At 65.8% G+C, this 23,654-nt stretch carries 21 protein-coding genes; 14 read left to right on the top strand and 7 right to left on the bottom strand.

Translation table 11 applies throughout. The features are described 5' to 3' along the window. Positions 1 to 283: 283 nt before the first annotated feature. The 9 genes from ACWDTF_RS11625 (at position 284) to ACWDTF_RS11665 (ending at position 12,016) form a co-directional block, all read left to right on the top strand. Entirely contained in the window at positions 284 to 1,594 is a 1,311-nt protein-coding gene (locus tag ACWDTF_RS11625) for an aromatic ring-hydroxylating oxygenase subunit alpha (RefSeq protein WP_240857431.1), read from the top strand. Between the two features lie 170 nt (positions 1,595 to 1,764). Beyond that, a complete protein-coding gene (locus ACWDTF_RS11630) occupies positions 1,765 to 2,763 on the top strand; it encodes a hybrid-cluster NAD(P)-dependent oxidoreductase (RefSeq protein ID WP_240857474.1) in 999 nt (332 codons plus the stop codon). Positions 2,764 to 2,792: 29 nt separating this feature from the next. Next, the gene (locus ACWDTF_RS11635) at positions 2,793 to 4,004 is read left to right on the top strand and encodes a sarcosine oxidase subunit beta family protein (RefSeq protein ID WP_240857432.1); all 1,212 of its coding nucleotides are present in this window, start codon (positions 2,793 to 2,795) and stop codon (positions 4,002 to 4,004) included. Positions 4,005 to 4,026: 22 nt separating this feature from the next. After that, positions 4,027 to 4,299, top strand: coding sequence for a sarcosine oxidase subunit delta (locus tag ACWDTF_RS11640; protein WP_240857433.1), 273 nt, complete (start codon positions 4,027 to 4,029; stop codon positions 4,297 to 4,299). Then, entirely contained in the window at positions 4,296 to 7,229 is a 2,934-nt protein-coding gene (locus ACWDTF_RS11645; protein WP_449754409.1) for an FAD-dependent oxidoreductase, read from the top strand. The genes ACWDTF_RS11640 and ACWDTF_RS11645 overlap by 4 nt, the downstream gene beginning before the upstream one ends. Beyond that, positions 7,222 to 7,797, top strand: a complete 576-nt coding sequence (locus ACWDTF_RS11650; RefSeq protein WP_355276469.1) for a sarcosine oxidase subunit gamma — start codon at positions 7,222 to 7,224, stop codon at positions 7,795 to 7,797. Before ACWDTF_RS11645 ends, ACWDTF_RS11650 begins: the two co-directional genes overlap by 8 nt. Positions 7,798 to 7,799: 2 nt before the next feature. Beyond that, on the top strand, positions 7,800 to 8,648 hold the full coding sequence (purU, locus tag ACWDTF_RS11655) for a formyltetrahydrofolate deformylase (RefSeq protein ID WP_355276471.1): 849 nt from the start codon (positions 7,800 to 7,802) through the stop codon (positions 8,646 to 8,648). A gap of 57 nt (positions 8,649 to 8,705) precedes the next feature. Continuing rightward, positions 8,706 to 11,162: a GcvT family protein gene (locus ACWDTF_RS11660; protein ID WP_433257275.1), complete on the top strand. Its 2,457-nt coding sequence runs from the start codon at positions 8,706 to 8,708 to the stop codon at positions 11,160 to 11,162. Beyond that, a complete protein-coding gene (locus ACWDTF_RS11665) occupies positions 11,159 to 12,016 on the top strand; it encodes an IclR family transcriptional regulator domain-containing protein (protein ID WP_433257273.1) in 858 nt (285 codons plus the stop codon). The genes ACWDTF_RS11660 and ACWDTF_RS11665 overlap by 4 nt, the downstream gene beginning before the upstream one ends. A gap of 176 nt (positions 12,017 to 12,192) precedes the next feature. Here ACWDTF_RS11665 and ACWDTF_RS11670 read toward each other — a convergent pair whose 3' ends face one another. Beyond that, complete coding sequence (locus ACWDTF_RS11670) at positions 12,193 to 13,722, bottom strand: ATP-dependent DNA ligase (RefSeq protein ID WP_240857438.1); 1,530 nt, start codon at positions 13,720 to 13,722, stop codon at positions 12,193 to 12,195. Between the two features lie 115 nt (positions 13,723 to 13,837). On the opposite strand from ACWDTF_RS11670, the gene ACWDTF_RS11675 reads away from it, so the two are divergent. Together ACWDTF_RS11675 and ACWDTF_RS11680 are read left to right on the top strand one after the other, a co-directional pair. Beyond that, positions 13,838 to 14,452, top strand: coding sequence for a ClpP family protease (locus ACWDTF_RS11675; RefSeq protein WP_240857439.1), 615 nt, complete (start codon positions 13,838 to 13,840; stop codon positions 14,450 to 14,452). Further along, positions 14,449 to 15,054: a ClpP family protease gene (locus ACWDTF_RS11680; protein ID WP_240857440.1), complete on the top strand. Its 606-nt coding sequence runs from the start codon at positions 14,449 to 14,451 to the stop codon at positions 15,052 to 15,054. Before ACWDTF_RS11675 ends, ACWDTF_RS11680 begins: the two co-directional genes overlap by 4 nt. Before the next feature lie 218 nt (positions 15,055 to 15,272). On the opposite strand, the gene ACWDTF_RS11685 is transcribed toward ACWDTF_RS11680, so the two are convergent. From ACWDTF_RS11685 to ACWDTF_RS11700, 4 genes are all read right to left on the bottom strand, one after another. Next, a complete protein-coding gene (locus tag ACWDTF_RS11685; RefSeq protein ID WP_355276479.1) occupies positions 15,273 to 15,629 on the bottom strand; it encodes a helix-turn-helix domain-containing protein in 357 nt (118 codons plus the stop codon). A 76-nt stretch (positions 15,630 to 15,705) separates the two neighbouring features. Then, positions 15,706 to 17,397 (bottom strand): SulP family inorganic anion transporter, encoded by a 1,692-nt coding sequence (locus ACWDTF_RS11690; protein ID WP_449754443.1) that lies wholly within the window; start codon positions 17,395 to 17,397, stop codon positions 15,706 to 15,708. Positions 17,398 to 17,620: 223 nt separating this feature from the next. After that, complete coding sequence (locus tag ACWDTF_RS11695) at positions 17,621 to 18,253, bottom strand: MBL fold metallo-hydrolase (RefSeq protein ID WP_449754410.1); 633 nt, start codon at positions 18,251 to 18,253, stop codon at positions 17,621 to 17,623. Between the two features lie 6 nt (positions 18,254 to 18,259). Continuing rightward, the gene (locus ACWDTF_RS11700) at positions 18,260 to 19,348 is read right to left on the bottom strand and encodes an S-(hydroxymethyl)mycothiol dehydrogenase (protein WP_355276483.1); all 1,089 of its coding nucleotides are present in this window, start codon (positions 19,346 to 19,348) and stop codon (positions 18,260 to 18,262) included. Between the two features lie 147 nt (positions 19,349 to 19,495). Between ACWDTF_RS11700 and ACWDTF_RS11705 the strand changes: the two genes are divergently transcribed. Both ACWDTF_RS11705 and ACWDTF_RS11710 read left to right on the top strand, forming a co-directional pair. After that, entirely contained in the window at positions 19,496 to 20,761 is a 1,266-nt protein-coding gene (locus tag ACWDTF_RS11705; protein WP_449754411.1) for a LuxR C-terminal-related transcriptional regulator, read from the top strand. A 599-nt stretch (positions 20,762 to 21,360) separates the two neighbouring features. Beyond that, a complete protein-coding gene (locus ACWDTF_RS11710) occupies positions 21,361 to 21,897 on the top strand; it encodes an LppP/LprE family lipoprotein (protein WP_240857445.1) in 537 nt (178 codons plus the stop codon). A 1-nt stretch (position 21,898) separates the two neighbouring features. Here the strand turns inward: ACWDTF_RS11710 and ACWDTF_RS11715 are convergent, their stop codons facing one another. Then, positions 21,899 to 22,408 (bottom strand): Rho termination factor N-terminal domain-containing protein, encoded by a 510-nt coding sequence (locus tag ACWDTF_RS11715; protein ID WP_355276489.1) that lies wholly within the window; start codon positions 22,406 to 22,408, stop codon positions 21,899 to 21,901. Between the two features lie 105 nt (positions 22,409 to 22,513). Between ACWDTF_RS11715 and ACWDTF_RS11720 the strand changes: the two genes are divergently transcribed. Further along, positions 22,514 to 22,783, top strand: coding sequence for a DUF7218 family protein (locus ACWDTF_RS11720; protein ID WP_240857447.1), 270 nt, complete (start codon positions 22,514 to 22,516; stop codon positions 22,781 to 22,783). Positions 22,784 to 22,789: 6 nt separating this feature from the next. On the opposite strand, the gene ACWDTF_RS11725 is transcribed toward ACWDTF_RS11720, so the two are convergent. Further along, complete coding sequence (locus tag ACWDTF_RS11725; protein ID WP_449754412.1) at positions 22,790 to 23,593, bottom strand: LuxR C-terminal-related transcriptional regulator; 804 nt, start codon at positions 23,591 to 23,593, stop codon at positions 22,790 to 22,792. Between the last annotated feature and the right edge of the window lie 61 nt (positions 23,594 to 23,654).

A 23,654-nucleotide genomic window follows, 5' to 3' on the forward strand; every position in this document is an offset into this window, starting at 1 on the left:
TAGGGGACGAATCTTCGTCCCCTAGTTTCCCGGGCGAATCGGTGAGACGACAACGCAGACTCACCACGTTTCGGGGCTGCACAAACACCAGCACTCGCGTTCTCCGATTCGGCACCGGCGACACTTCGCACGCCCCACTTGACACGTGACCTCACGGATCGCACACTTGTTGCGTACACCGCTCTATGTTGCATATGACGCAACTTACCCGTGTCGGACCGCCGCCGATCCGATCACCGTCAATCACGAACATCCGTCACAGAGATTGGTACCCGCTGTCACGATGACCCCTCACCTCGTCTCGAGTGCAGACAGCAGCGTCACACCAGCCACCCAGCGCCTCATCCGCGACCGGGTCGTCGGGCAGAGTCTGCCTGCGCCCTTCTACGTCGACGACGAGTTCTTCACGCTCGATCTCGACGAGGTGTTCTCCAAACGCTGGATCTTCGTCGCCACCGAGGCCGAGATCCGCGAGCCGGGCGACTACGTGACCATCGACTTCGGCACCCGTTCGGTCATCATCGCCCGCGACGACGACGGCCGAATCAAGGCGCACCACAACGTGTGTCGTCACCGCGGGGCCCGACTGCTCACCGAGCCGAGTGGCTCGACCGGCACAATCGTATGCACCTACCACTCCTGGACCTATGGGATGGACGGCCGGCTGATGTTCGCCGAGGCCCAGGCACCGGGCTTCCAGAAGTCCTGCTACACATTGCGTTCGGTCCACGTACGATCGATCGCCGGCCTCATCTTCATCTGCCTGGCTGCGGACCCGCCCACCGACATCGATGATGTCGCCGAGATCGTCGAGCCGTACCTTGCCCCGCACCGTCTCGCCGAGGCGAAGGTCGCAAAGCAGACCGACCTCGTCGAAGACGGCAATTGGAAACTCACGATGGAGAACAACCGTGAGTGCTACCACTGCGCGGGGCATCCGGAACTGCTCAACGTCTTCTTCCCGACATGGGGTTACAGCACCGACGACGCAATCCCCGCGCGACTCGAACCCGTCTTCGCTCGCTACCGGAAGGCCACCGCGGAGGCGAGAGAGGTGTGGGATTCCTACGGCCTTCCTCACCCTCGCATCGAGCAGCTGGACACGCGCACAACGGGTTTCCACATCGAGCGTGATGCCATGGACCTCGCCGGAGAGTCGTTCACACTCGACGGCACGGCGGCCTGTACACGTCTGCTGACCGACATGGACGAAAAGCGCCTCGGGCGGCTGTCGATGCACCTGCAGCCCAACATGTGGTTGCACGTCACGAGTGACCACGCTGTGCTGTTCTCGGCGATCCCGCTCGCCGCGGACAAGACCGTCGTGCGCACCACCTGGCTGGTGCACGCCGACGCGGTGGAAGGCATCGACTACGACCTCGATCGCCTGACCTCCGTGTGGGAGATCACCAACCAGCAGGATGCCGACCTCGTTGCGCTTGCCCAGCAGGGCATCCGCAGCCCCGCCTACGAGCCTGGTCCCTACGGTCCGTCCGAGTTCCAGGTCGAGGCATTCGTCAACTGGTACATCACCACTTTGCGCACCAACCTCGGAATACCCTCCATTGCAGCGCCAACGGGGCAGACCGCGTGACCGGCGCCGGGAGCGAAGCGAGCGGGCCGAATGTCACCGGCGCCGGGAGCGAAGCGAGCGGGCCGAATGTCACCGGCGCCGGGAGCGAAGCGAGCGGGCCGAATGGGAACAAGCCACGACCCACCGATCATCTCCTTGCCTGTGTCGATCGCAGCGACACCACCCGAGAGATGGCGACCTTCACTTTCCGGGTTCTCCCACACATCGCGGACGGGGAAGGCGGCGAGGAGGATTCGCAGACGATTGCCTTCGAGCCGGGACAGTTCTTGTCGTTCACCCTCGACATCGACGGACGTTCGGTCCAGCGCTGCTACAGCATCTCATCACCGCCGACGCGGCCGGGTACCCTGTCCATCTCCGTCAAACGTGTTGCCGGTGGCCATGTCTCGAACTGGCTGCACGACAACATGGCACCGGGGATGGTGATCGCGGCCAGCGGCCCCCTGGGCCGGTTCACCTACACTGCCCGTCCTGCCGAGAAGTACCTCTTCATCTCCGCGGGCAGCGGGATCACACCGGTGATGTCGATGGTTCGTGCCATCACCGACGCCAACGCTCCCACCGACATCGTCTTCGTCCACAGCGCGCGCAGTGTCGACGACATCCCGTTCCGCGACGAACTCGAAGACCTCGCCCAGCGGCATCCCAACCTCACTCTCGCGTTCGCCGCCACCCGCATGCCCGACGACGAGCTCCCGGAATGGACAGGTCATCGCGGCCGCGTCGATCGCGCGATGATCGAACGTGTCTGCCCCGAGCTTGCCGATCGCATCGTATTCCTCTGTGGACCAGGACAGTTCCGCAGCGGCGTCCGCTCCGCACTCGTTGCGGCCGGGGGCGACCTCGCACTCATCCACGAGGAGAGTTTCGGCAGCCGGATGCCCACCGTGCCGCCGGACGACGATGCCGGAGTCGTCGTCGACTTCACCCGCCGCGCACGACGTATCACCGTGACTCCAGGCACCACGATCCTCGCCGCGGCGGCCGCGGCAGGTGTCACCCTGCCGTCGACGTGCGGCATGGGTCTGTGCGGATCGTGCAAGGTGGTCAAGTTGTCCGGCGATGTCGTCATGAATCATCAGGGCGGAATCCGCGCCCGTGAGATCTCACAGGGCAAGATCCTGCTCTGCTGCTCCGAACCACTCTCCCCGGTCGAGATCGACTTCTGATGAGAGATCGACTTGTGAAAGGGACGACGATGCAACAGCCCGAACATCCCGGCCACCTGTGGCGCAACCCCGACCCCAAACCCTCCTACGACGTTGTCATCGTCGGCGGCGGAGGACACGGGCTCGCGACCGCGCACTACTTGGCGCGCAACCACGGAATCACCAACGTCGCAGTGCTGGAACGTGGTTGGCTGGCCGGCGGCAACATGGCCCGCAACACGACGCTCATCCGGTCCAACTACCTGTGGGACGAGAGCGCCGGCATCTACGAGCACTCGCTGAAGCTGTGGGAGACACTCGAGGAGGAACTGGGCTACCCGATCCTGTTCAGCCAGCGCGGAGTTCTCAATCTCGCGCACACCGAGCAGGACGTCCGCGATAGCGTCCGACGCGTGGAAGCCAACCGCCTCAACGGAATAGACGCGCAGTGGCTCGATCCCAAGCAGGTCGCCGAGGTGTGTCCGATCGTCAACACCTCGCAGGACATCCGCTACCCCGTGCTGGGCGCGACCTTCCAGCCACGTGGTGGTATCGCCAAGCACGACTATGTCGCTTGGGGATTCGCGCGCCGGGCGAGCGAGGCCGGTGTCGACATCATCCAGAATTGCGAGGTCACCGGGTTCGTCACCGACGGCGGACGCGTCACCGCGGTCGAGACCAGCCTCGGGCGCATCGGAGCGGGTACCGTCGCCCTGTGCGCCGCCGGGCACACGTCGACACTCACCGACCAACTCGGCATCCCGGTCCCCGTGCAGAGCCATCCATTGCAGGCGTTGGTCTCCGAACTGCTCGAACCCGTCCACCCGACGGTCGTCATGTCCAACGCGGTTCATGTCTATGTGTCCCAGGCACACAAGGGCGAACTGGTCATGGGAGCGGGCGTGGACTCGTACAACGGCTACGGCCAGCGCGGCGCCTTCCACATCATCGAGCGTCAGATGGCGGCCGCCGTCGAGTTGTTCCCCATCTTCGGCCGTGCCCGGCTCTTGCGGACCTGGGGTGGCATCGTCGACGTCACACCCGACGCCTCACCGATCGTCGGCGCCACCCCCTTCGACAACGTGTACCTCAACTGTGGTTGGGGAACAGGCGGATTCAAGGCCACCCCGGGTGTGGGGTGGTGCATGGCGCACACCGTCGCCACCGGTCGGCCACACGAGATCAACGCACCTTTCACCCTCGACCGTTTCGTCACCGGCGCACTCATCGACGAACACGGCGCAGCCGCCGTCGCACACTGATCCCAAACGGAGACCACCAGCCATGCAGATGATCCCCTGCCCGCACTGCGGACCACGCGAGGAGACCGAGTTCCATTACGGTGCCGCCGCGGGCATCGCCTATCCGGCCGACCCTGCCGCGCTCGACGACACAGCCTGGGCGCACTACCTGTTCTTCCGCCCCAATCCCAAAGGTGTGCTGCGTGAACGGTGGTGCCACAGCGCCGGGTGCCGGCAGTGGTTCACCGTCGAGCGAGACACCGTGTCGTACGCCGTCACCGACCGTCCCCTCCCGTCGCGCGAGGTGAACCAATGAGCAACCAGTTCCGTACCGCGAGTGGTGGCCGCATTGATCGTGACCGCCCGATCGACTTCGTCTTCGACGGCACCACCTACACCGGGTATGCCGGCGACACCCTGGCATCGGCGCTGCTGGCCAACGGGATTCGCCCCGTCACCACCAGTGTGAACCTCGGCCGCCCTCGTGGCATCACCGGATCGTGGGCCGAGGACCCGACAGCGCAGGTCGGCATCGACGCACCTTTTGCCGAACCGATGGTTCCTGCCACGACGGTCGAGTTGTGTCCGGGTCTCGTGGCGCGCGGCGTGCCGGGTCGGGGCACGCTCTCCGCCGATCCCGACAACGCCCGCTACGATGCCCTGCACCACCATCCGGACGTCCTCGTCATCGGCGCGGGCGCAGCGGGTTTGATGGCTGCACTCATCTCGGCTCGCGCGGGCCTCGAGGTGTTACTCGTCGACGATCGGGCCGAACCCGGCGGGGCCACCCCGTGGGCACCGTGGGTCGAGCACGCCGTGGCGGAGTTCGACGCGTTCCCCGAGACGCGCCGACTTGTCCGTACCACTGCATTCGGTGGCTACGACGACGGATTCGTCCTTGCTGTCGAACGACGCACAGACCACTTCGGTGTCGATGCGCCGACACATCTGTCCCGGCAGCGGGTGCACCGAATCCGGGCTCGACGCATCATCGTTGCCACGGGTTCGCACGAGCGTCCGATCGTGTTCGCCGACAACGACCTTCCCGGCGTGATGCTGGCCGGTTCGGCTCTCGACCACCTCCGCCGGCACGGTGTGCTGGTCGGCAGTCGCGCCGTTGTGTTCACCGCATGCGATTCCGCCTACGACGCTGCGTTCGCGCTCGCCGAAGCCGGGGTCGAGGTGCCGGCCATCGTCGACGTGCGGCCGGTCGTGTCGGCCGATCTCGTGGAAACCGCGCGGCGACTCGGTATTCCGCTGCACACCGACGCCGTGGTGCGTCGTGCCATCGGCGACGATGCTGTGGTCGGCGCAGAGATCACCGGCGCCGGGAGCGGAGCAAGCGGGCCGAATGTCACCGGCGCCGGGAGCGGAGCGAGCGGGCCGAATGTCACCGGCGCCGGGAGCGGAGCGAGCGGGCCGAATGTCACCGGCTCTGGAATCGAGGCGTCCTTCACCATCGACTGCGACACGATCCTGGTCAGCGGTGGATGGAATCCGGCCGCGCACCTGTGGAGCCAGCTGCGTGGTGCCATCGACTTCGACGAGCACTTGGGTGCCTTCGTCCCCACTGGATCTGTACCGAACACCGAGATCGTCGGGGCTGCAGCGGGTCTACTTACGGTCCAGGGTTGCCTCGCCGACGGGCGGCGCGGTGCGCTGGCAACCCTGCTCTCGTTGGGCACGGTGCTCCCCGAGTTCCGTGGGGTCCCCCGCGTCGACGAACGGACCCCTGCGGCCACCGCTGTCTGCTGGCGCGTCCCGGGAGATCCGGACGCCGCGACCACGTCGTTCGTCGACCTGCAGCGTGACGCCACCGTCGCCGACATCGCACGCGCGATCGGTGCCGGTATGCGTTCGGTTGAGCATGTGAAGCGCTACACCACCATCGGGACCGGACACGACCAGGGCAAGACATCGGGCGTCCTCGCCTCGGGTATCGTCGCGGAACTCCTCGGCATCCCCGTCGGAGATGCGGGAACCACCACCTTCCGACCGCCGTACACGCCGGTGTCTTTCGCCGCTCTCGCCGGTCGTGCGCGCGGCGAGCTCTACGATCCGGTGCGCCGAACACCTGTTCATGAGTGGCATGTCGACCGGGGTGCAGTCTTCGAGGACGTCGGTCAGTGGAAGCGGCCCCGCTACTATCCGCGCGGCGGGGAGGATATGGATTCCGCGGTGCTGCGCGAATGTGCCGCTGTCCGAAGCGGAGTCGGCATCCTCGACGGCTCCACCCTGGGTGTCATCGACGTCGCCGGGCCCGATGCCGGCGTCTTCCTGGACCTGCTCTACGCCAACATGATGAGCAGTCTGGCCGTCGGCAAGGTCCGCTACGGCGTGATGTGCGGCCCCGACGGGATGGTGCGCGACGACGGTACCGTGCTCCGCGCCGCCGACGATCGCTACACCGTCTACACGACCACCGGAAACGCGGCCGCCATCCTCGACTGGATGGAGGAATGGCATCAAACCGAATGGCCGCACCTGCGTGTCTTCACCACCTCACTGACCGACCAGGTCGCCACCTTCCCCGTCGTCGGTCCTCGTTCGCGCGACGTCGTCGGGACCGTCTTCGCGGAGCTCGATGTCAGCAACGACGCCTTCGAGTTCATGGGCTGGCGCGACACCACTTTCGGTCGCGTTCCCGTTCGCATCGCTCGGATCAGTTTCTCCGGCGAGCTCGCCTTCGAGGTCAACGTGGATGCCGGCCACGCCAGGGCCGTGTGGGACGCACTCATCACCGCCGGTGAGCCGCATGGGATCACGCCATACGGCACCGAGACGATGCACGTCCTGCGCGCCGAGAAGGGCTATCCGATCATCGGGCAAGACACCGATGGAACGGTCAGCCCGCACGATCTCGGGATGTCCTGGGTGGTGTCGAAGCGCAAGCCCGACTTCATCGGCAAGCGCTCGTTCGCCCGCGCGTCCAACCACGACCCTCGCCGCAAGCAGCTCGTCGGATTGCTCCCCACCGACCGGGTCACGCGGCTACCGGAGGGGTCGCAGATCATCGGCTACTCCGACGACCGCAGATTGCCGCCACCGCCGATTCCGATGCTGGGTCACGTCACGTCGAGCTACCAGAGCGCCGAACTGGGAAGACCGTTCGCGCTCGCACTCCTCCAGGGTGGATCGGCCTTGATCGGTGAGCGCCTCGACGTCCCCATTGGCGATGTCTTGTGCGAAGTCGAGGTCACCTCAACAGTTTTCGTCGATGCGCAAGGAGAACGCCGCGATGGATGAACTCACCATGGCCACCCCGCTGACCGCGTGGGCCGACCGGTTCGCGTCGCACGCCCCGGCGGTACTGCTGGCCGAAACCCCTTGCGCGCAAGTCAGTGTGCGCACCGACGACGCTGAGGCGATCAGTCGGCTCGGACTTCCCGGGGTCTGCCGCATCACACGTGATCGCCGCGGATCGGAAACCGCTGTGTGGCTCGGGCCCGACGAGTGGCTGTTGACGTCGACACACCGGACATCATCAGAGTGGCTCGCCGAGGTGGAGCGTCGTGCCGGAGCGAGCTGCTATGTCGCCGACGTCTCGGGCCAGCGAACACGCGTCGAACTCGGCGGCGCTCATGCGAGAACGATTCTCGCTCACGGTTGCTCCATCGACCTGTCTCCCCGCTCTTTCGCTCCCGACGAGGTGGCGCAGACCCTGATCGCCCAGACCGGAGTCATTCTGCATCGCAGCGAAGACCACGAACGGTTTGTGCTCTATGTGCGCAGCTCGTTTGCCGAGCACCTCGCCGCGTGGCTCGTCGACGCCGCCCACGAGTATGTCCATCCACTACCGACGCCCGGGAGTTGACCATGTCTCACGTGTTCACACTGACACTGCGCTGCCCGTCCCGCGCCGGGATCATGCATGCCATCAGTTCCTTTCTCTACAGCCACGGCTGCGAGGTGATCGATCACCGGCAGTTTGACGACCCGGTGACCCACACCCTGTTCGTGCGAACCGAATTCACGTCAGCGCGCACCTCCACCGGCGCGGAACTCGCCGCCGCCTTCGACTACCTCGCGACCGGGCTCGACGCCACCTACGAGGTCAGCGACAACAGTCCGCAGCGCATCCTGGTGATGGTGTCCACCCTCGGGCACTGCCTCAATGATCTCATCTTCCGCTGGCGCGCAGGCACTCTCGGTGGCGAGCTGGTCGGGGTGGTATCCAATCACACCGAGCTCGCCCCGATGGCCGAATCCGCAGGCCTCCCGTTCCACCACATACCCGTCGCACCGGATACCAAGTCGAGCGCGGAGACCGAGATGCTGAGCCTGGTCGATCGATACGACGCCGACCTGGTGGTGCTGGCCCGATACATGCAGATCCTGTCCGACGAGACCTGCTCGGCGCTACGCGGAAGAGCAATCAACATTCACCATTCGTTCCTCCCGGGATTCAAGGGCGCCAAGCCCTATCACCAGGCACATGAACGCGGCGTCAAGTACGTCGGCGCCACCGCGCATTACGTGACACCGGATCTCGACGAAGGACCGATCATCGAGCAGGAAGTGATCCGCATCGATCACACACACGACCCGCGGCGACTGGCAACTGTCGGAAGCGATGCCGAGGCACTTGCCCTGTCCCGCGCGGTGCGCTGGCACGCCGAGCGTCGCGTCCTCATGAACGGCACCAGCACCGTCGTCTTCAGTTGATCCCGTCTTCAGTTGATCCCGTCTTCAGTTGATCCCGATCCCCCAGAAGGATTCCTCATGACCACACCGAAAGTCGTCATCGTCGGCGCCGGCATCGTCGGGTCGTCACTGGCCGACGAACTGACCGCCCGCGGGTGGACGGACGTGACCGTCCTCGATCGCGGTCCTCTGTTCGCCACCGGCGGTTCGACCTCTCACGCCCCCGGCCTCGTCTTCGCCACCAACCCGTCGAAGACCATGACCGAGCTTGCCTCCTACACGCTCGAGAAGTTCTCGTCCCTGGAGCATCCGGACGGCTGGTGCTTCAACCATGTGGGCGGCCTGGAGGTGGCCACCACCGAGGCACGCTGGACCGACCTGCATCGCAAGGCCGGTTGGGCGGCTTCGCGAGGCGTCGAACACGAGTTGCTCGATCCAGCGGAATGCGTTGCGCTGCATCCGCTCATCGACCCCGACACCATCCTCGGCGGCCTGCACACGCCCCGCGACGGGCTGGCCAAGGCGCTGCGGGCCGTCGAGGCACAGGCCACTCGGGCGATGGCTCGCGGTGCCCGATTCCTACCGCATCAAGACGTCGTCGAGGTGGTCGAGTCCAACGGCGCCGTTCGTGGCGTGCGCACCACCACCGGCATCGTCGACGCCGACATCGTGGTGTGCTGCACCGGATTCTGGGGCCGCGAGTTCGGCCGGCGCGTGGGTCTGACGATCCCGCTGGTCCCGATGGCCCATCAGTACGCGATCACCACCCCGGTCGCCTCCCGAGCGGGCGTGAACTCCCCGCTCGCCGAGGCGTCGCTGCCGATCCTGCGTCACCAGGACCAGGATCTCTACTTCCGCGAGCACGGCGATCGCCTCGGCATCGGTTACTACGGTCACCGACCGATGCCGTCCGACGTCGGTGCACTCGACTACGACGCGGTGATCTCACTCGACGAGATGCCGTCCAAACTTGCTTTCACGCCAGGCGATTTCGAGGAAGCGTGGCTGCAGAGCGCGGCGCTGCTGCCCGAATTGGGCGACGGCAAGGTCGAGGAGGGTTTCAACGGCATCTTCTCCTTCACCCCCGACGGCCACTCGGTCATGGGCGAACACCGTGAGCTGTCCGGATTCTGGGTCGCCGAAGCGGTGTGGGTCACCCACTCGGCGGGCGTCGCACGGACCATGGCCGAGTGGATGGTCGACGGCACGCCCGGCATCGACGTCCACGAGACCGACCTGTACCGCTTCGAGGATGCCGCGCTCACCGACGACTTCATCCTGACGACGAGTTCCCAGTCGTTCGTCGAGGTGTACGACGTCATCCATCCGCACGACCAGCGCAAGGCGCCACGGCAGGTGCGTACCAGTCCGTTCTACGAACGTCAGGTCGCGCTCGGTGCCCAGTTCTGGGAGGCAGGTCTGTGGGAGCGCCCGGCCTGGTTCGAATCCAATGGTGCGCTGCTGGATTCGCTGATCGCAGATGGCCTGGAGATCCCCGCGCGGGACGCGTGGTCGGCGCGACACTGGTCGCCGATCGCGGTGGCCGAGGCCGCGTGGACGCGCAGTCACGTCGCCGCCTACGACATGACGCCGCTGACCCGTTACGAACTCTCGGGACCCGGCGTGCTCGACCTGCTGCAACGGTTGACCACCAACAACCTCGACAAGTCGGTCGGTTCGGTGACGTACACGCTGATGCTCGACGAGAAGGGTGGTGTGCGTTCCGATCTGACCGTCGCGCGCCTTCGTGAACAGACCTTCCAGGTCGGCGCAAACGGTCCCACCGACTTCGACTGGATCAGCCGCCATCTTCCCGACGACGGTTCGGTCTCCCTGCGCGACATCACCGGAGCCACCTGCTGTATCGGACTGTGGGGACCGCTGGCTCGCGATGTGCTGGGTCCGCTGACACCGCTCGATCTCACCAACGACGGATTGCGCTACTTCCGATCGGCCGCGACCACCATCGGGTCGATTCCGGTCACGCTGATGCGGGTGTCCTACGTCGGCGAACTGGGTTGGGAGATCTACACGTCGGCCGAATACGGCCGCGCACTGTGGGATCTGATCTTCGACGCCGGTGCGCCGCACGGCATCATCGCGGCCGGCCGAATCGCGTTCAACAGCTTGCGGATCGAGAAGGGCTACCGTTCGGCGGGTACCGACATGACCATCGAACACACTCCGTCGGCCGCCGGACTCGACTTCGCCGTCCGCATGTCGAAGGACACCTTCATCGGGAAAGAGGCACTTCCGCAGCGTGATTCGACGTCGCAGCTACGCACCCTGCGTCTCGCCGATCCAGCCGCCGTCGTGCTGGGCAAGGAGCCGGTCTCCTTCGGCGACGACGTCGTCGGCTATGTGACCAGTGCGGGCTGGTCGCCGACTGTCGGGGCCTGTCTCGCCTTCGCATGGCTGCCGTCGGACGTCTCCGACGGAACCGAGGTCCACGTCGCCTACCTGGAGACCACCTACCGTGCGACCGTCGTGGCCGATCCGGTGGTGGATCCGGAGATGAAACGCATCCGCCGATGAGCGAACCGGTCGTGGTCCCGGGCTTCGTCAACCGGCGCGGTAGTGTGGGTCTCGCCATGTCTGATGCGTCCGATTCCGAGAAGTCCGCAGGCGGCGCCGTCCAATCGGTTGACCGCGCGCTGCAGTTGCTCGAACTGATCGGACGCGCCGGCTCGGCAGGCGTCACCGAGCTGTCCGTTGAGCTGGGCGTACACAAATCGACTGTGTCGCGCCTGCTGGCGTCGCTCGAGTCCCGCGGGTTTGTCGAGCAGTTGTCCGGTAGCCGCAAGTACCGCATCGGATTCACGGTGGTGCGTCTCGCCGGGTCCACCACGGCCACGCTCGACTTGGCGCGGCACGGTCAGGACATCTGCGACGCCCTGGCGATGACGACCGGGGAGACGACCAACCTGGCGGTGCTCGGCGGCCCGCAAGCGATCAACGTGGTGGAGGCGCAGGGGTCGTCCAGCGTCGCGTTGCAGACGTGGGTCGGACAGTCGTCGCCGGCGCACGCCACGTCGTCGGGCAAGGTGTTGCTCAGCGCCCTGACCGCAGCGGAACTGCGCAAGACGCTGCCACGGAAACTGCCGCAGTACACCGAGCACACCATCACCGATTTCGACGCCCTGGTGACCGACCTCGCGACCATCACCGAACGCGGCTGGGCCATCGCCGAAGAGGAGTTGGAGGTGGGACTCGTCGCCGTCGCCGCGCCCGTGCGCGACCAGGCCGGCCGCGTGGTGTCTGCACTGAGCGTCTCCGGCCCGCGCTATCGCCTCGACCCCGACGACGCCCCCGACCTCGCCGACAGCATCATGCGGTCGGCCGCCGAACTGAGCGCCCGGTTCGGGTATCACGGCTCGCGCAAAATCTAGGGGAAGAAGTTTCTTCCCCTATCCTTGGAGTCCTCCCCACCAATTTTCGCGGGGAGGACTTGGAACTTGGGGGAAGAAGTTTCTTCCCCTAGATTTTGCGGGCAGGACACTGACGCATTTCCGCAGGTCAGCGGGATTGGACTCCTAGCCCTTCGTGTCAGAGCCTCTCCAGTTGATCATTTGAGCAACCCCCGAATCGTCTCGATCGTGTCCGCTTGATCAGCGGTCTTGTCCGGGCGATACCGCACCACCCGCGCGAAGCGCAGCGCCACCCCGCCCGGATAGCGCGAACTGCGTTGCACGCCATCGAGTTCGATCTCGACGACGATCTCCGGCCGAAGATAGACGGTGTGATCGTCCCGTCGGATTTCGTGTCGTGGGAATTCCTCTGTCTGCCAACGCAACAGCTCGTCGGTCAGTCCTTTGAAGGTCTTGCCCACCATGATCGGGGTGTCTGGACTCGCTGAATCTCGCGCTCCCAGATGGAGATTCGACAACCAGCCGCGCCGCCTGCCCGAGCCCCACTCCGCGGCAAGGACGACGAGGTCGAAGGTGTGGACCGGCTTCACCTTCTGCCACGCCTTACCGCGTCGGCCCGCAGTGTAGGTTCCCGACAGCGACTTCACCATCACGCCTTCGTGCCCGTCGGCAAGTGCCGCGTCGAAGTGGGTGCGTGCCTCGTCGGGAGTCGGTGCGGTCACCGACGGAATGCGCAGCGCGGGCGCGATCGAGTCGATGGCGGCGAGCCGTTCTGACAGTGGGCGGTCGATGAGGTCGGCACCGTCGAGGTGCAGACAGTCGAAGAAGAACGGCCGCAGCACACGTTGCACGTCGGCCTCTGCGCCGTCGGCGAATCCGGATCCGAAGCGGCTCATCGTCTCCTGGAACGGACGGGGCCGACCGTCACCATCCAGGGTCAGCGTCTCACCATCGAGAATGACTGATTCACAAGATAATTCGGCCACGACGGCGACGATGTCGGGAACCCGCTCCGTCACGTCGTGCAGCGTACGGGTGAAGACCCTGATGTCGGAACCCTGCCGATGAACCTGCACCCGGGCACCGTCGAGTTTGTAGTCGACCACGACGTCGGTGCCGAGCACAGCGAGCGCGTCGTCGAGGTTCTCGGCGGGTGTCGCCAGCATCGGTTGCACTCCGCGACCCACCTGCAGAGTTACCCCGGCCAACGCGTCGGCACCACCGAGAACAGCGAGACCGGCGGTCGCCGGCAGCGATCCGGTCAGCATGTGGGCCCTACGGACAAGCGCAAGGGGTTGGTGTGACGCCTTGGCGATGGCATCGGTCATCACACCCGCCAGCGCGCCCTGCCGAAGTTCCCCGGTCAGAAGCGCGATGAGGAATCTCTGTTCGGACTCGGTGGCGGCCGACATCAGCCCGCGCAAGGTCTCCGTGCGGCGCCCCGCCGAGCCGGCGCCGGTCGCCGTCGCAAGTGCGGTCAGCGCCGCATCGACCTCTGTCACCGTGAGCGTCGGCGCGTCGCCCGGGGTGGCGTCGAGCTTGGCGATCGAACGCCACCCGACCCCCAGCCGTCCCTGCGGTATCTCGCCCGACAGCCAGGCCACCACTACCGGGAGTTCGGCAGCGCCGGCAGCAGACAACAGCTCGGCGAGCACCCCGGTTTTGCGCAGTCGCGACCGGTCCTGTGCAACACTCGCCGACGCGAGGACGACGTCGTCCAGATTCACCGAGAGCCTCCCTCGTCGATAGGCCGCACGATACGCCGCTCCGCCGACAGCAGCACTCGACCGCTCAGAGCAGCACCTGCGCGCAGTCGCCGGCTGCGCGATCCACGCTGGGCACATGAGTGACACACGACCGCATGTCCTGCGGAAACGCACAGCCGACAATCTGATCAATCAACGCATCCTGATGCTCGACACCGCACTCGACGACGAGATCGGCAGTCTGCTGTGCGCGCAGATGGTGATGCTCTCCGCCGAGGACCCGGTCGCCGACATCTCGCTCTGGATCAACTCGCCCGGCGGATCGGTGCCCGCGATGCTCGCCATCATGGACACCATGCGGTTGATCCCGAACGACGTCGTCACCGTCAACCTCGGCATGGCCTACAGCGCCGGACAATTCCTGCTCTGCACGGGGACCCGAGGCAAGCGGTACATCCTCCCGCACGCCAAAGTGCTTCTGCATCAAGGATCGGCAGGGATCGGCGGGTTCGCGCCCGACATCGAACTACAGGCCGACGACCTACGGCACGTCCGCGACACGGTGCTCGGCATCATCGCCGATCAGACCGGCCAACCGCTCGAGCGCGTCTTCGACGACTCGCTGCGCGATCACGTGTTCACCGCCGCCGAGTCCGTCGAGTACGGCTTCGTCGATCACATCGTCGACAACCTCGCCCAGATACGCCCGCGCGCAACAGCTCCCACCGGATTCGGGGTGAAAACCGCATGAGCACCTACACCATCCCGAATGTCATCACCCGGACTCCGCAGGGCGAGCGGGTGATGGATGTCTACAGCCGGCTGCTCGATGATCGAATCCTGTACTTGGGAACCGAGATCGACGACGGGGTGGCCAACGCGCTGATCGCCCAGATCCTGCATCTCGACTCCGACAACCCCGAGACGCCCATCGAGCTGTACATCAATTCGCCAGGAGGGTCGGTGACCGCGACCTTTGCGCTCTACGACACCATGCAGTACTGCCACGCACCGATCGCGACCACCTGTGTGGGACAGGCGTTGTCGTCGACAGCGCTGCTACTGGCCGCCGGCGAACCCGGGCGTCGGTCGGTGCTGCCACATGCGCGGGTTCTGCTCCACCAACCGTCGGGTCAGGGGCGAGGCACCATTCCCGATCTGATCTTGGCCGCCGAAGAGATCCTGCGCATCCGCGCGGAGATCGAGACCGCGCTCAGTCATCACACCGGTCAGGATCTCGAAACCCTGCGGCGTGACACCGATCGTGATCGGGTTCTGCGTGCTGACGAGATCGTCGCCTACGGCCTCGCCGACCAGATCATCGACGCGCGTGCGCCGCTGGCGCGGACCTGACGTCGCGGGTCATCGACCGCTCCCGCTCCAAAGGGTGATCTCTTCCACTCCCGCTCCAAAGGCGCGGGATCCCTTCCGCTCCCTGAGGTGCTCGAGGCGCTAGCCGAGAGCCTCGAAGGGCTCGGCAAGACAAGGCAATTCGGCGACCAAGTAACGACGGTCACCAGGGCTTCGAGGCTCGTCGCTTGCGCTCCTCACACCTCAGCCATCGGGTGGGATCACGCGGCAAGCGCAACTGGTCCGCGGAAACCGTTGTGCGGCATATACCTCGGGCCGACCGTCGTGGTGGAGCGCAGCCGGACCGGGACCAACGACGACGCCCGGCTCAGTTCGGCGGCGACCTCCCGCGTCAGGTCCAGCAAGGTCAATTCGAGGGCACCTGCCACGGCGATCAGCAACTCTGACGACGCGTCCTTGCGACCACGTTCGAGCTCGGAGAGGTACTGGCTCGACACCCCGGCACGTCGGGCAGTCTCCACGAGTCGCTCGCCACGCTCATGTCGATGACGGCGCAGGACGCGCCCGGTCACTTCCCGCCAGAGGGGTTCGGGCTGCGGCGCATGGTCGACTGCCATGTGCACGATGGTATGCCTCCCTCATTCGGGTGGCTGCGGGTTCTGCTCTGAGCAGAACGCTTTCGTGGGCGGTTGTTCAGCTGCCGAGAGCCTCGGGGAACGCCTCCTCAAACGCGCGCACCGCAGCTCCAACAGTCGGATACACATGGTCGGGGTTGAGATCGGCGAGCACGCCATCACTGCGCAGTGCCGCAGAGAGTTCCGGGTCGACGCCGGCCAGCACGAAATGGGCGTTGCGGGAATGCACGAACTTGATCAGGTTGCTCAGCACCGTCGACGCCGAGTAGTCGACGTCGCCGATCACCGTGCAGTCGAGCACCAGCCAGCGCAACGGGTCCGGGGCCTGGCGAACCAGCGCACTGACGTCGTCGGCGAATCGACTTGCGTTGGCGTAGAACAGGTCCGCGTCGTACCGGAACACGATCAGACCGGGTAGCGACTGCAATCCCGGCTCCGCCGGTTGGTATCGGCGGTTGCGGCCGTGGTCGCTGACGCCGACCACGAACCGCTCCGGTCGATACTGGCGGCGGATGATCTCGAGCAGTGAGACCCCCATCGCCGTGATGATGCCAGTTTGCACACCGAACGCGATCACGACCACTGCCGTGACGATCGCGATACCGAACTCGATCCGTCGGACCTGCCAGATCCGTTTCAGCGCATGCACATCGATCAGATTGACTGCGACGAGGAAGACGATCGACGACAGCACCGCATGCGGGAGGTTGGCCAGTGCGGAATCGAGGAACACCACCACGAGCAGCGTCACACCGGCCATCGTGATGTTGGCGACCTGAGTGCGAGCGCGCTGCTCCTCGAGGATCTGCGTCTTGGTGGGACTGCCGTTGACCACGAATGTCCCCGACACACCGGCAAGGGCATTCGCGCCGGTAAGCCCGAAGATGTCCCGATTGACGTCGGCCACGTCACCGTGCCGTTGGGCGAATCCTCGTGCCGTGGCAGCGCTTTGGGCCAAGATGACGATCGCGCAGCCGATCGCGACGGTCGCTGCCTTGGGCACCTCCGCCCATCCGAGGCCGTCCGGAAGGCCCAGTGGCGGCAGGCCGCCGTCGAGGGCTCCCACGACGGCGAGATCGTCGGACCAGCCGAGAACCGAGACGAGCACGATCGAACCCACGACCACGATGATTGCCGCCGGAAGCTTGGGCGCAAACCTGCGCGCGCCCACCATGATTGCCAGTGTCGCCACCGCGAAACCGAGCGACCACGGATCGATGTCGCCGAGGTGCCGAAGGATCTGCCACCACCGGTCGACGAGCGAACCCTCCGAACCCTCGATGCCGAGCATGTCCGGGACCTGACCCGTGAGGACGGTGATTCCGGTGCCGGCGAGAAAGCCCACGAGTACCGCCGTCGACAAGAAGTCACCGAGGAACCCGAGCCTCAGCAGCCACGCCACGCCCAGCATGCCCGCGGTGACCAAGGCGATCAACCCTGCCCACGCCAGCCACTGCTGGCTGTCGGGTGCCAGACCTGCGATACCAAGCCCCGCGATGCCCGACGCAAGGAGGGCCGCAGTCGCCGAATCCGCGCCCACCACCATCAACTTGGAGGAGCCGAGGATCGCGAAGGCCAGCGCCGGCAGGATGATCGAGTACAAGCCGGCGACGATCGGGACGTGGGCGATCGAGCTGTAGCCCATGCATTCCGGAATCGCCACGGCCGCCAGCGTCACACCGGCGAGCACATCGGTCCGCAGCCACGCAGCGCGGTATCCCACCAACGATGGCGGCACGAGCCGCGCCATTCGCTGGGCAGGGGTTCGATCTGTCGGCGGGTGCGTCACCGATCAAGGATAGGCGCGCAACCAAGTGGTCACCGACATTCTCGGCTCGCCAGGTTTCGATACGCGCCAGGCGGTTCCTGAGTAGCGAGCTTGCGAGCGTATCGAAGGGCGCAAGCTCGCCTGACGCTACTCAACCAGCAGAGGGATTCCCCAGTTCAGGTGGCCGAAGGCAGTACCCTTCGGATCAACTGCCGCGCTTGATCCATTCCTCCAGATGCGGCGACTCGGTGCCGACGGTGGTGCCGTCGCCGTGTCCGGTGTAGACCTTGGTCTCCGGGTCGAGGGTGAAGATCTTCTCCTGGATGGACGCGATGATCGTCGGGAAGCTGGAGTAGCTGCGTCCCGTCGCGCCCGGGCCGCCGGAGAACAAGGTGTCACCGGAGAAGAGGACACCGGCCTCCGGCACGTAGATCACCGACGACCCCGGTGAATGCCCGGGAGTGTTGATCACCCTGAGGCCGGTTCCGGCCACCGAGATCTCTTGTCCGTCTTCGAGATCTCCATGCTCGACGTCGGGATGCGTGTCGTTCCACAGCATGTCGTCGCCGGGGTGAAGCAGGATCGGTGCACCGGTCTGCTCGGAAAGCTCAGGGGCGACGGTGATGTGATCGTTGTGCCCGTGGGTCAGCACGATCGCCTTGACTGTGCGATCACCCACCCCGGCCAGGATCGGTGCGGCGGAATGGGCGGCGTCGATGATCACCACCTCGTCGTCGTCGCCGATCAGCCAGATGTTGTTGTCGACGTCCCACGTCCCGCCGTCGAGCGAGAACGTGCCGGACGTGACGACATTGTCGATGCGAAGTTCACCACTCATGTCGGATCAGATCTCCACCACGGAGCGCAGCACCTTGCCCGCGTGCATCGCCTCGAACGCGGCCTCGATGTCGTTCAGACCGATGCGCTCGGTGACGAACTTCTCCAGCGGCAGTCGGCCTTGTTCGTAAAGGTCGACGAGCATCGGGAAGTCGCGTTCGGGCAGGCAGTCGCCGTACCACGAGGACTTGAGTGCACCACCGCGAGAGAAGAAGTCGACCAGCGGCATCTCCAACGTCATCTCCGGTGTCGGCACCCCGACCAGAACCACGACGCCGGCGAGATCTCGCGCGTAGAAGGCCTGCTTGTAGGTTTCCGGCCGACCCACCGCGTCCACCACCACGTCGACGCCGAATCCGTCGGTGAGATCCTGCACGGCGGTGACGACGTCGTCGACCTCGCTCCCGTTGATGGTGTGCGTGGCACCAAGATCCTTCGCCCACTCGAGTTTGGCGTCGTCGCGGTCGATCGCGATGATCTTGGTCGCGCCCGCCAGCCGGGCACCGGCGATGGCCGCGTCACCCACACCGCCGCAACCGATTACGGCGACCGAGTCACCGCGTCCGACGTTACCGGTGTTCATGGCGGCACCGAGTCCGGCCATCACGCCGCAGCCCAGCAGGCCGGCCACGGCCGGGTCGGTCTCGGGATTGACCTTGGTGCACTGCAATTCGTGAATGAGGGTCTTCTCCGCGAACGCTCCGATACCCAGCGCCGGGGTGAGCTCGGTGCCGTCGGTCAGCGTCATCGGGACACTGGCGTTGAAAGTGTCGAAGCAGTACCACGGACGGCCGCGCTTACACGCCCGACACTGTCCGCAGACCGCACGCCAGTTGAGGACCACGAAGTCGCCGACCTCGACGTGTGTCACGTCCGAGCCCACCGACTCGACCACGCCGGCGGCCTCATGGCCGAGGAGGAACGGGTACTCGTCATTGATACCGCCCTCGCGGTAGGCGAGGTCGGTGTGGCAGACGCCGCACGCCTTGATCGCGACCACCACGTCGCGAGCGCCGGGATCGGGGATCACCACGTCGACGACCTCGGTCGGCGCCTTCTTGCTGCGTGAGATGACGCCCTTGACTGTCTGCGACATGTGCTGGAACTCCTGTGCGATCGGTCCATCAGTTCTCTTCACGCCGGGCACAACCCTGGCGTGGCCACCCATAAGAATGGTGCCATCTGACCACCCCGTCACCTAGACGATTGGCGGGGAAAACCTGGCCGTTGGTACGGTCGATGGGTGACCACAAGCTCCAAGCAGCCCGACGATTGGGCGCTGTTGCTGTCGGTCATCGACGGACCCCTGCCGGAGATCGCCAAGCGCTTCTCGCAGTTCCTCGCACCCCGGATCGCCCACGACGCCCTGGTGATCTTCACTCGCGAATGCACCGGACGACCACGCAAGGTCGCCGGTCGTACCGACATCGTGGAGCGGGTGACAGTCGACGAACTTGAGGTCGTGAAGAACGCCGTCGACGTCGGCGGTCCGATCACCATGACCGCGCGCGTCGCCGGCGAGCAGCGGCGCCTGCGCGTGGTACGCGACGCGACCGACACCTTGCTCGTTCTGATCCCGCGTCAGGAGACCGCGCGTCTGCCTGACCTGATCGACTCCTGGTTTGCCCTGGTGGCCATGTCGATTCGACATCGCGTCGCGCAGGCCAGCCCCGACTACCTGGCCGAATCGCGAGCCGCGTCGTCGGAGCGCGCCCGCACCATCACGCAGCTGACCGAGATGCACGAGTCAACCCTGACCTCGATTCTCGGCACCCTGCGCTCCCCCGACCTCGACGATCGCACCGCCCGCGTCATCGCGAGTGGGTCGGCGTCGGACGCGTTGATCGCCCTGCGTAGCGTCGGCGATGCCGATCGCGAACTGTCGGAGGAATCCCTCGATGCGACGATCGATCGGATCCAGACCGAGCTGATGCCACTGGTGCGGCATGCCGGGGTCGACGTCGAGCACGCCCGACCACCAGCGGCCGGGCAGTCCCTGCCGGGTGAAACCGCGCACGCCGTGCGCGCCATCGTTCGTGCGGTGACCGCGGCGTTCCTCGCGCAACCCACGCCAGCGCGCATGCGGATCGGATGGTCGGCCGACGGCGAGAGCCTGCTGGTGGAGATACGCGATCACGGCAGCGGCAAGGTGGATGGCAACGCTCTCCGACGGCAACTGGGCGGTCGGCTCCAGGCGCTCGACGGACACCTCGATGTCGAGGTGATCGACGACTGGGGCAGCCGCGTCACGGTGCGACTCCCGCTCGATTCACCGACGAGGAGTCCCGACGAACCGCTAGTCTCGACCCTCAACCCGCGTGAGCTCGAAGTGCTCGGCCATCTGGGAATGGGTAAGCGTAACAAGGCAATTGCCGCCGAACTGGGCGTCAGCGAATCGACGATCAAGTTCCACGTGACCGGCGTCCTGCAGAAGCTGCAGGTGTCCTCGCGCAGCGAAGCCGGACTGATCGCGGTGCGGGCGGGCATCGCTCCGCCACCCGCTCGCTGACCCACCCCTGAGCTGAGGTGCCCGGCTCCGCCGGCTGATCCGAAGAGTTGGTGACCGACGCTCTGACCTGGGCAAACGCCGCAGTGCTCTGTCCCTGAAAATAGGGGAAGAACTTCTTCCCCGGGGTTCACAGTCGTCCCCTAGAAATTCCTAGGGGAGGACTCCAAGAGTAGGGGACGAGTTTTCTTCCCCTAGTTTCTTGGCGGCAAAGAGCGATTTCTGTGCTCGACGACGATGTTCGGAGTCCGAGGTCTGCGCTCGAGGTGGACCTCGGTGAGGGTTGACCGCGACGGCGGCTTCGCCGACCTCCGAGGCGCGTCGTCGGCGTGTCGTGGTTTGAGAAACCGCGTGTCTGTTCAGAAACCCGTGGCGCACCAGCGGTTTCTGGCCACATCAGCGGTTTCTGGCGACCAATGCGGTTTCTGCGATGAGGCCGCACTCTTCCCGCCTTCACGATCGTCGGCAACGCCGACGGAGGGACGCTGACTCGACGAGCCTGATGTAAGGCATCGAAGGAGTTCGCAACGCTAACGAACAAGTCTCCACCGTCGATATCACCCGTGTACAGATTGGTCGGGCCACAACCCGAGGAGATCCGCATGGCTCACCCCGCTGTTCGCCGCTTGTCCGTCGCCGCCGCTGCATCGGTCGCTGCGCTCACCGCCGTCATCCCGGCCACCGCCTTGGCTGCGCCCCACCCAACACCTGCCGGAACCTCCGGCGGCGGCGCGTGTCTGTCGGTCTCGTCGTCGGAGGTGCAGCGCGCCCTCCGGGTGATCGGTCCGCCGCTGGGCCGGCGCGATCTGCACTGGATTCTGCGATCCAAGTCGACCGCGCGGACGCCGAATTGCCCGCCGCTGATGTGGGCGGCCTTCGACACCTCGCGCGGCACCGTGTCGTCGCCGACGGCGGTGTTGCTGTTCCGCCCGGGGAAGTTCCTCGGCCCGACGACCCGAAAGACCGCGGGCTACGTGCAGGTCACCGGGTCGACACCGTTCAGCGTCACCGTCACCTACCGATGGCCCAAGCCGCAGGACGCCAATGCGAACCCGACAGGTGGGCCGGTATCGTCGACCTTTGTCGCACTGGGCGACTCGGTCTTCCGCTTCGGCGAGCTGCCGCCCGGGATCTACTGAGTCAGCCCAGCGCGTCGAGCAACTGCGCCTTGGTCATCGTCGAATAGCCCTTGAGGCCCTTCTCCTTTGCCTGTGCGCGTAGTTCGACGACGGTCGGACCCTTCGGCGCCGCAACCTTCTTGGCGGCGGGCTTGGTTGCGGGAGCCGCCTTCTTTGCTGTGGCCCTGCTCGCGGGAACTGCCGGGGCAGCGGGTTTTGTGGTTGCGGGTTTGGTGGTCGCGGGCTTCTGTGCGGGCGCCTTCGACTCTGCTGTCACCGTCTCTGCCACAACCTGTTTCGGGGCCAATTCCTCGAGGGCCTCGGTCTCGATCTCGTCCTCGGACGCCGTGGGCTTCTTGGCCTTGTTGGTTGCCTTGCTCACGAGCTTGAGCACCTCTTTGCGGAGAGCGGCAGCGTCCTTCTCTGCCTTCTTCACGCGCTTCTTGGCCTCTTTGTCGAGGCGCGCCAGCTCCTCGGAAAGGCGACCGACTTCGGCTTCCAGCCGCTCGACCAGTTCCTTCTTCTTGCCCATGAAAACCACCCGTCCTCGTCGTCAGACCGATAGTCACCCTACCCGGTAGGGTCGAACCTGAGGCTGAAGTCAGCGGCCGATCCGACGTCACGTCAGGAGGCTGACATGCCACAACGCGAACCCGGACCATCGGTCAAGGACGACGAGCTTTACGAAAAGCTGCGCGACGAAGGCAACTCCAAGGAGAAGTCCGCGCGCATAGCCAACGCCGCCGCCAACACCTCCCGATCGAAGGTCGGCAAGAAGGGCGGACGCTCCGCGTCGTACGAAGACTGGACCGTCACCGAACTACGTTCGCGTGCAAAGGAGCTCGGGCTCAGCGGTTACTCCTCGTTACGCAAGGGTGAACTCATCGACAAGTTGCGAGAACACTGAGACGCCCTAGGGCAACAGCCCGGCACGACGCGCCGTCACGACCGCCTCGAACCGCGTCGCGGCGTCGAGTTTGCGCATCGCCGCCTTGACGTAACCCTTCGTCGTCTCCAGGGTGATGCCCAACTCGGCGGCGATGCGCGCGTTGGGATATCCGAGCGCGGCAAGCGACAACACATCCTGCTCCCGCGAAGTCAGGCTCGGAAAACCCTGTGCGGAACCCGGATTCGAGGTCAGCTCGTCGGTGATGCGGTCCAGCTCTTCGGCAAGACGACGGTCGTCGCTCGTCGCCGCGAGGACACGGAGGCGCGCGTATGCGGCCGCGACGCTGTCTCCGGCCGCGTCGGCACGATCCGCCGATGCTTCCATTCGAATGCGCGCGGCGACGATCTCCTGCTCCACGGCCCGCGCCTCCATGGCCAGGACATCGAGGGTTCGACCGCCGATCGGGTCGGCCGCGCGCAAGGCGCCGTAGAGCACGGCGACCGGCTTGCGGTCGACGATCACCGGTGCCGCGGCCATCGCCCGGAGCCCTTCCCGCGCGATGATCGTGTTGTAGCGGTGGGTGATGCGAGGCGTCTTGAGATAGTCGTCGACCACCATCGGCCGGTTGACCGCGACGACCTTGCCGCCGAGTCCGTGACCGATGTCGACGGATACGCCATTCAGTGCTCCGACGGTGTCACCGGCGAAGTGGTCGAGTCGCAGGGCGCGTGGCCCGAGGACCACTCCACCGAAGGCCAGCGGCACACCGCTGTCGCGCTTGATCCGGCGCAGCGCGGCGACGACCGAGCCCGACAACGCGTCGCCCACTCGATCACCTCCGGTCCGACCCCTCTTCGGGGGGTGGTCAGCGAATGCCGACCGGTTCACA

The sequence above is a fragment of the Gordonia sp. NPDC003422 genome (genome assembly GCF_053588675.1).

Bases quoted from the DNA above. Each gene is read 5' to 3' on its own strand.
- ACWDTF_RS11625 (WP_240857431.1), top strand. From the start codon at position 284: ATGACCCCTCACCTCGTCTCGAGTGCAGACAGCAGCGTCACACCAGCC.
- ACWDTF_RS11630 (WP_240857474.1), top strand. From the start codon at position 1,765: ATGGCGACCTTCACTTTCCGGGTTCTCCCACACATCGCGGACGGGGAA.
- ACWDTF_RS11635 (WP_240857432.1), top strand. From the start codon at position 2,793: ATGCAACAGCCCGAACATCCCGGCCACCTGTGGCGCAACCCCGACCCC.
- ACWDTF_RS11640 (WP_240857433.1), top strand. From the start codon at position 4,027: ATGCAGATGATCCCCTGCCCGCACTGCGGACCACGCGAGGAGACCGAG.
- ACWDTF_RS11645 (WP_449754409.1), top strand. From the start codon at position 4,296: ATGAGCAACCAGTTCCGTACCGCGAGTGGTGGCCGCATTGATCGTGAC.
- ACWDTF_RS11650 (WP_355276469.1), top strand. From the start codon at position 7,222: ATGGATGAACTCACCATGGCCACCCCGCTGACCGCGTGGGCCGACCGG.
- purU (WP_355276471.1), top strand. From the start codon at position 7,800: ATGTCTCACGTGTTCACACTGACACTGCGCTGCCCGTCCCGCGCCGGG.
- ACWDTF_RS11660 (WP_433257275.1), top strand. From the start codon at position 8,706: ATGACCACACCGAAAGTCGTCATCGTCGGCGCCGGCATCGTCGGGTCG.
- ACWDTF_RS11665 (WP_433257273.1), top strand. From the start codon at position 11,159: ATGAGCGAACCGGTCGTGGTCCCGGGCTTCGTCAACCGGCGCGGTAGT.
- ACWDTF_RS11675 (WP_240857439.1), top strand. From the start codon at position 13,838: ATGAGTGACACACGACCGCATGTCCTGCGGAAACGCACAGCCGACAAT.
- ACWDTF_RS11680 (WP_240857440.1), top strand. From the start codon at position 14,449: ATGAGCACCTACACCATCCCGAATGTCATCACCCGGACTCCGCAGGGC.
- ACWDTF_RS11685 (WP_355276479.1), bottom strand. From the start codon at position 15,629: ATGGCAGTCGACCATGCGCCGCAGCCCGAACCCCTCTGGCGGGAAGTG.
- ACWDTF_RS11690 (WP_449754443.1), bottom strand. From the start codon at position 17,397: ATGGCGCGGCTCGTGCCGCCATCGTTGGTGGGATACCGCGCTGCGTGG.
- ACWDTF_RS11695 (WP_449754410.1), bottom strand. From the start codon at position 18,253: ATGAGTGGTGAACTTCGCATCGACAATGTCGTCACGTCCGGCACGTTC.
- ACWDTF_RS11700 (WP_355276483.1), bottom strand. From the start codon at position 19,348: ATGTCGCAGACAGTCAAGGGCGTCATCTCACGCAGCAAGAAGGCGCCG.
- ACWDTF_RS11710 (WP_240857445.1), top strand. From the start codon at position 21,361: ATGGCTCACCCCGCTGTTCGCCGCTTGTCCGTCGCCGCCGCTGCATCG.
- ACWDTF_RS11715 (WP_355276489.1), bottom strand. From the start codon at position 22,408: ATGGGCAAGAAGAAGGAACTGGTCGAGCGGCTGGAAGCCGAAGTCGGT.
- ACWDTF_RS11720 (WP_240857447.1), top strand. From the start codon at position 22,514: ATGCCACAACGCGAACCCGGACCATCGGTCAAGGACGACGAGCTTTAC.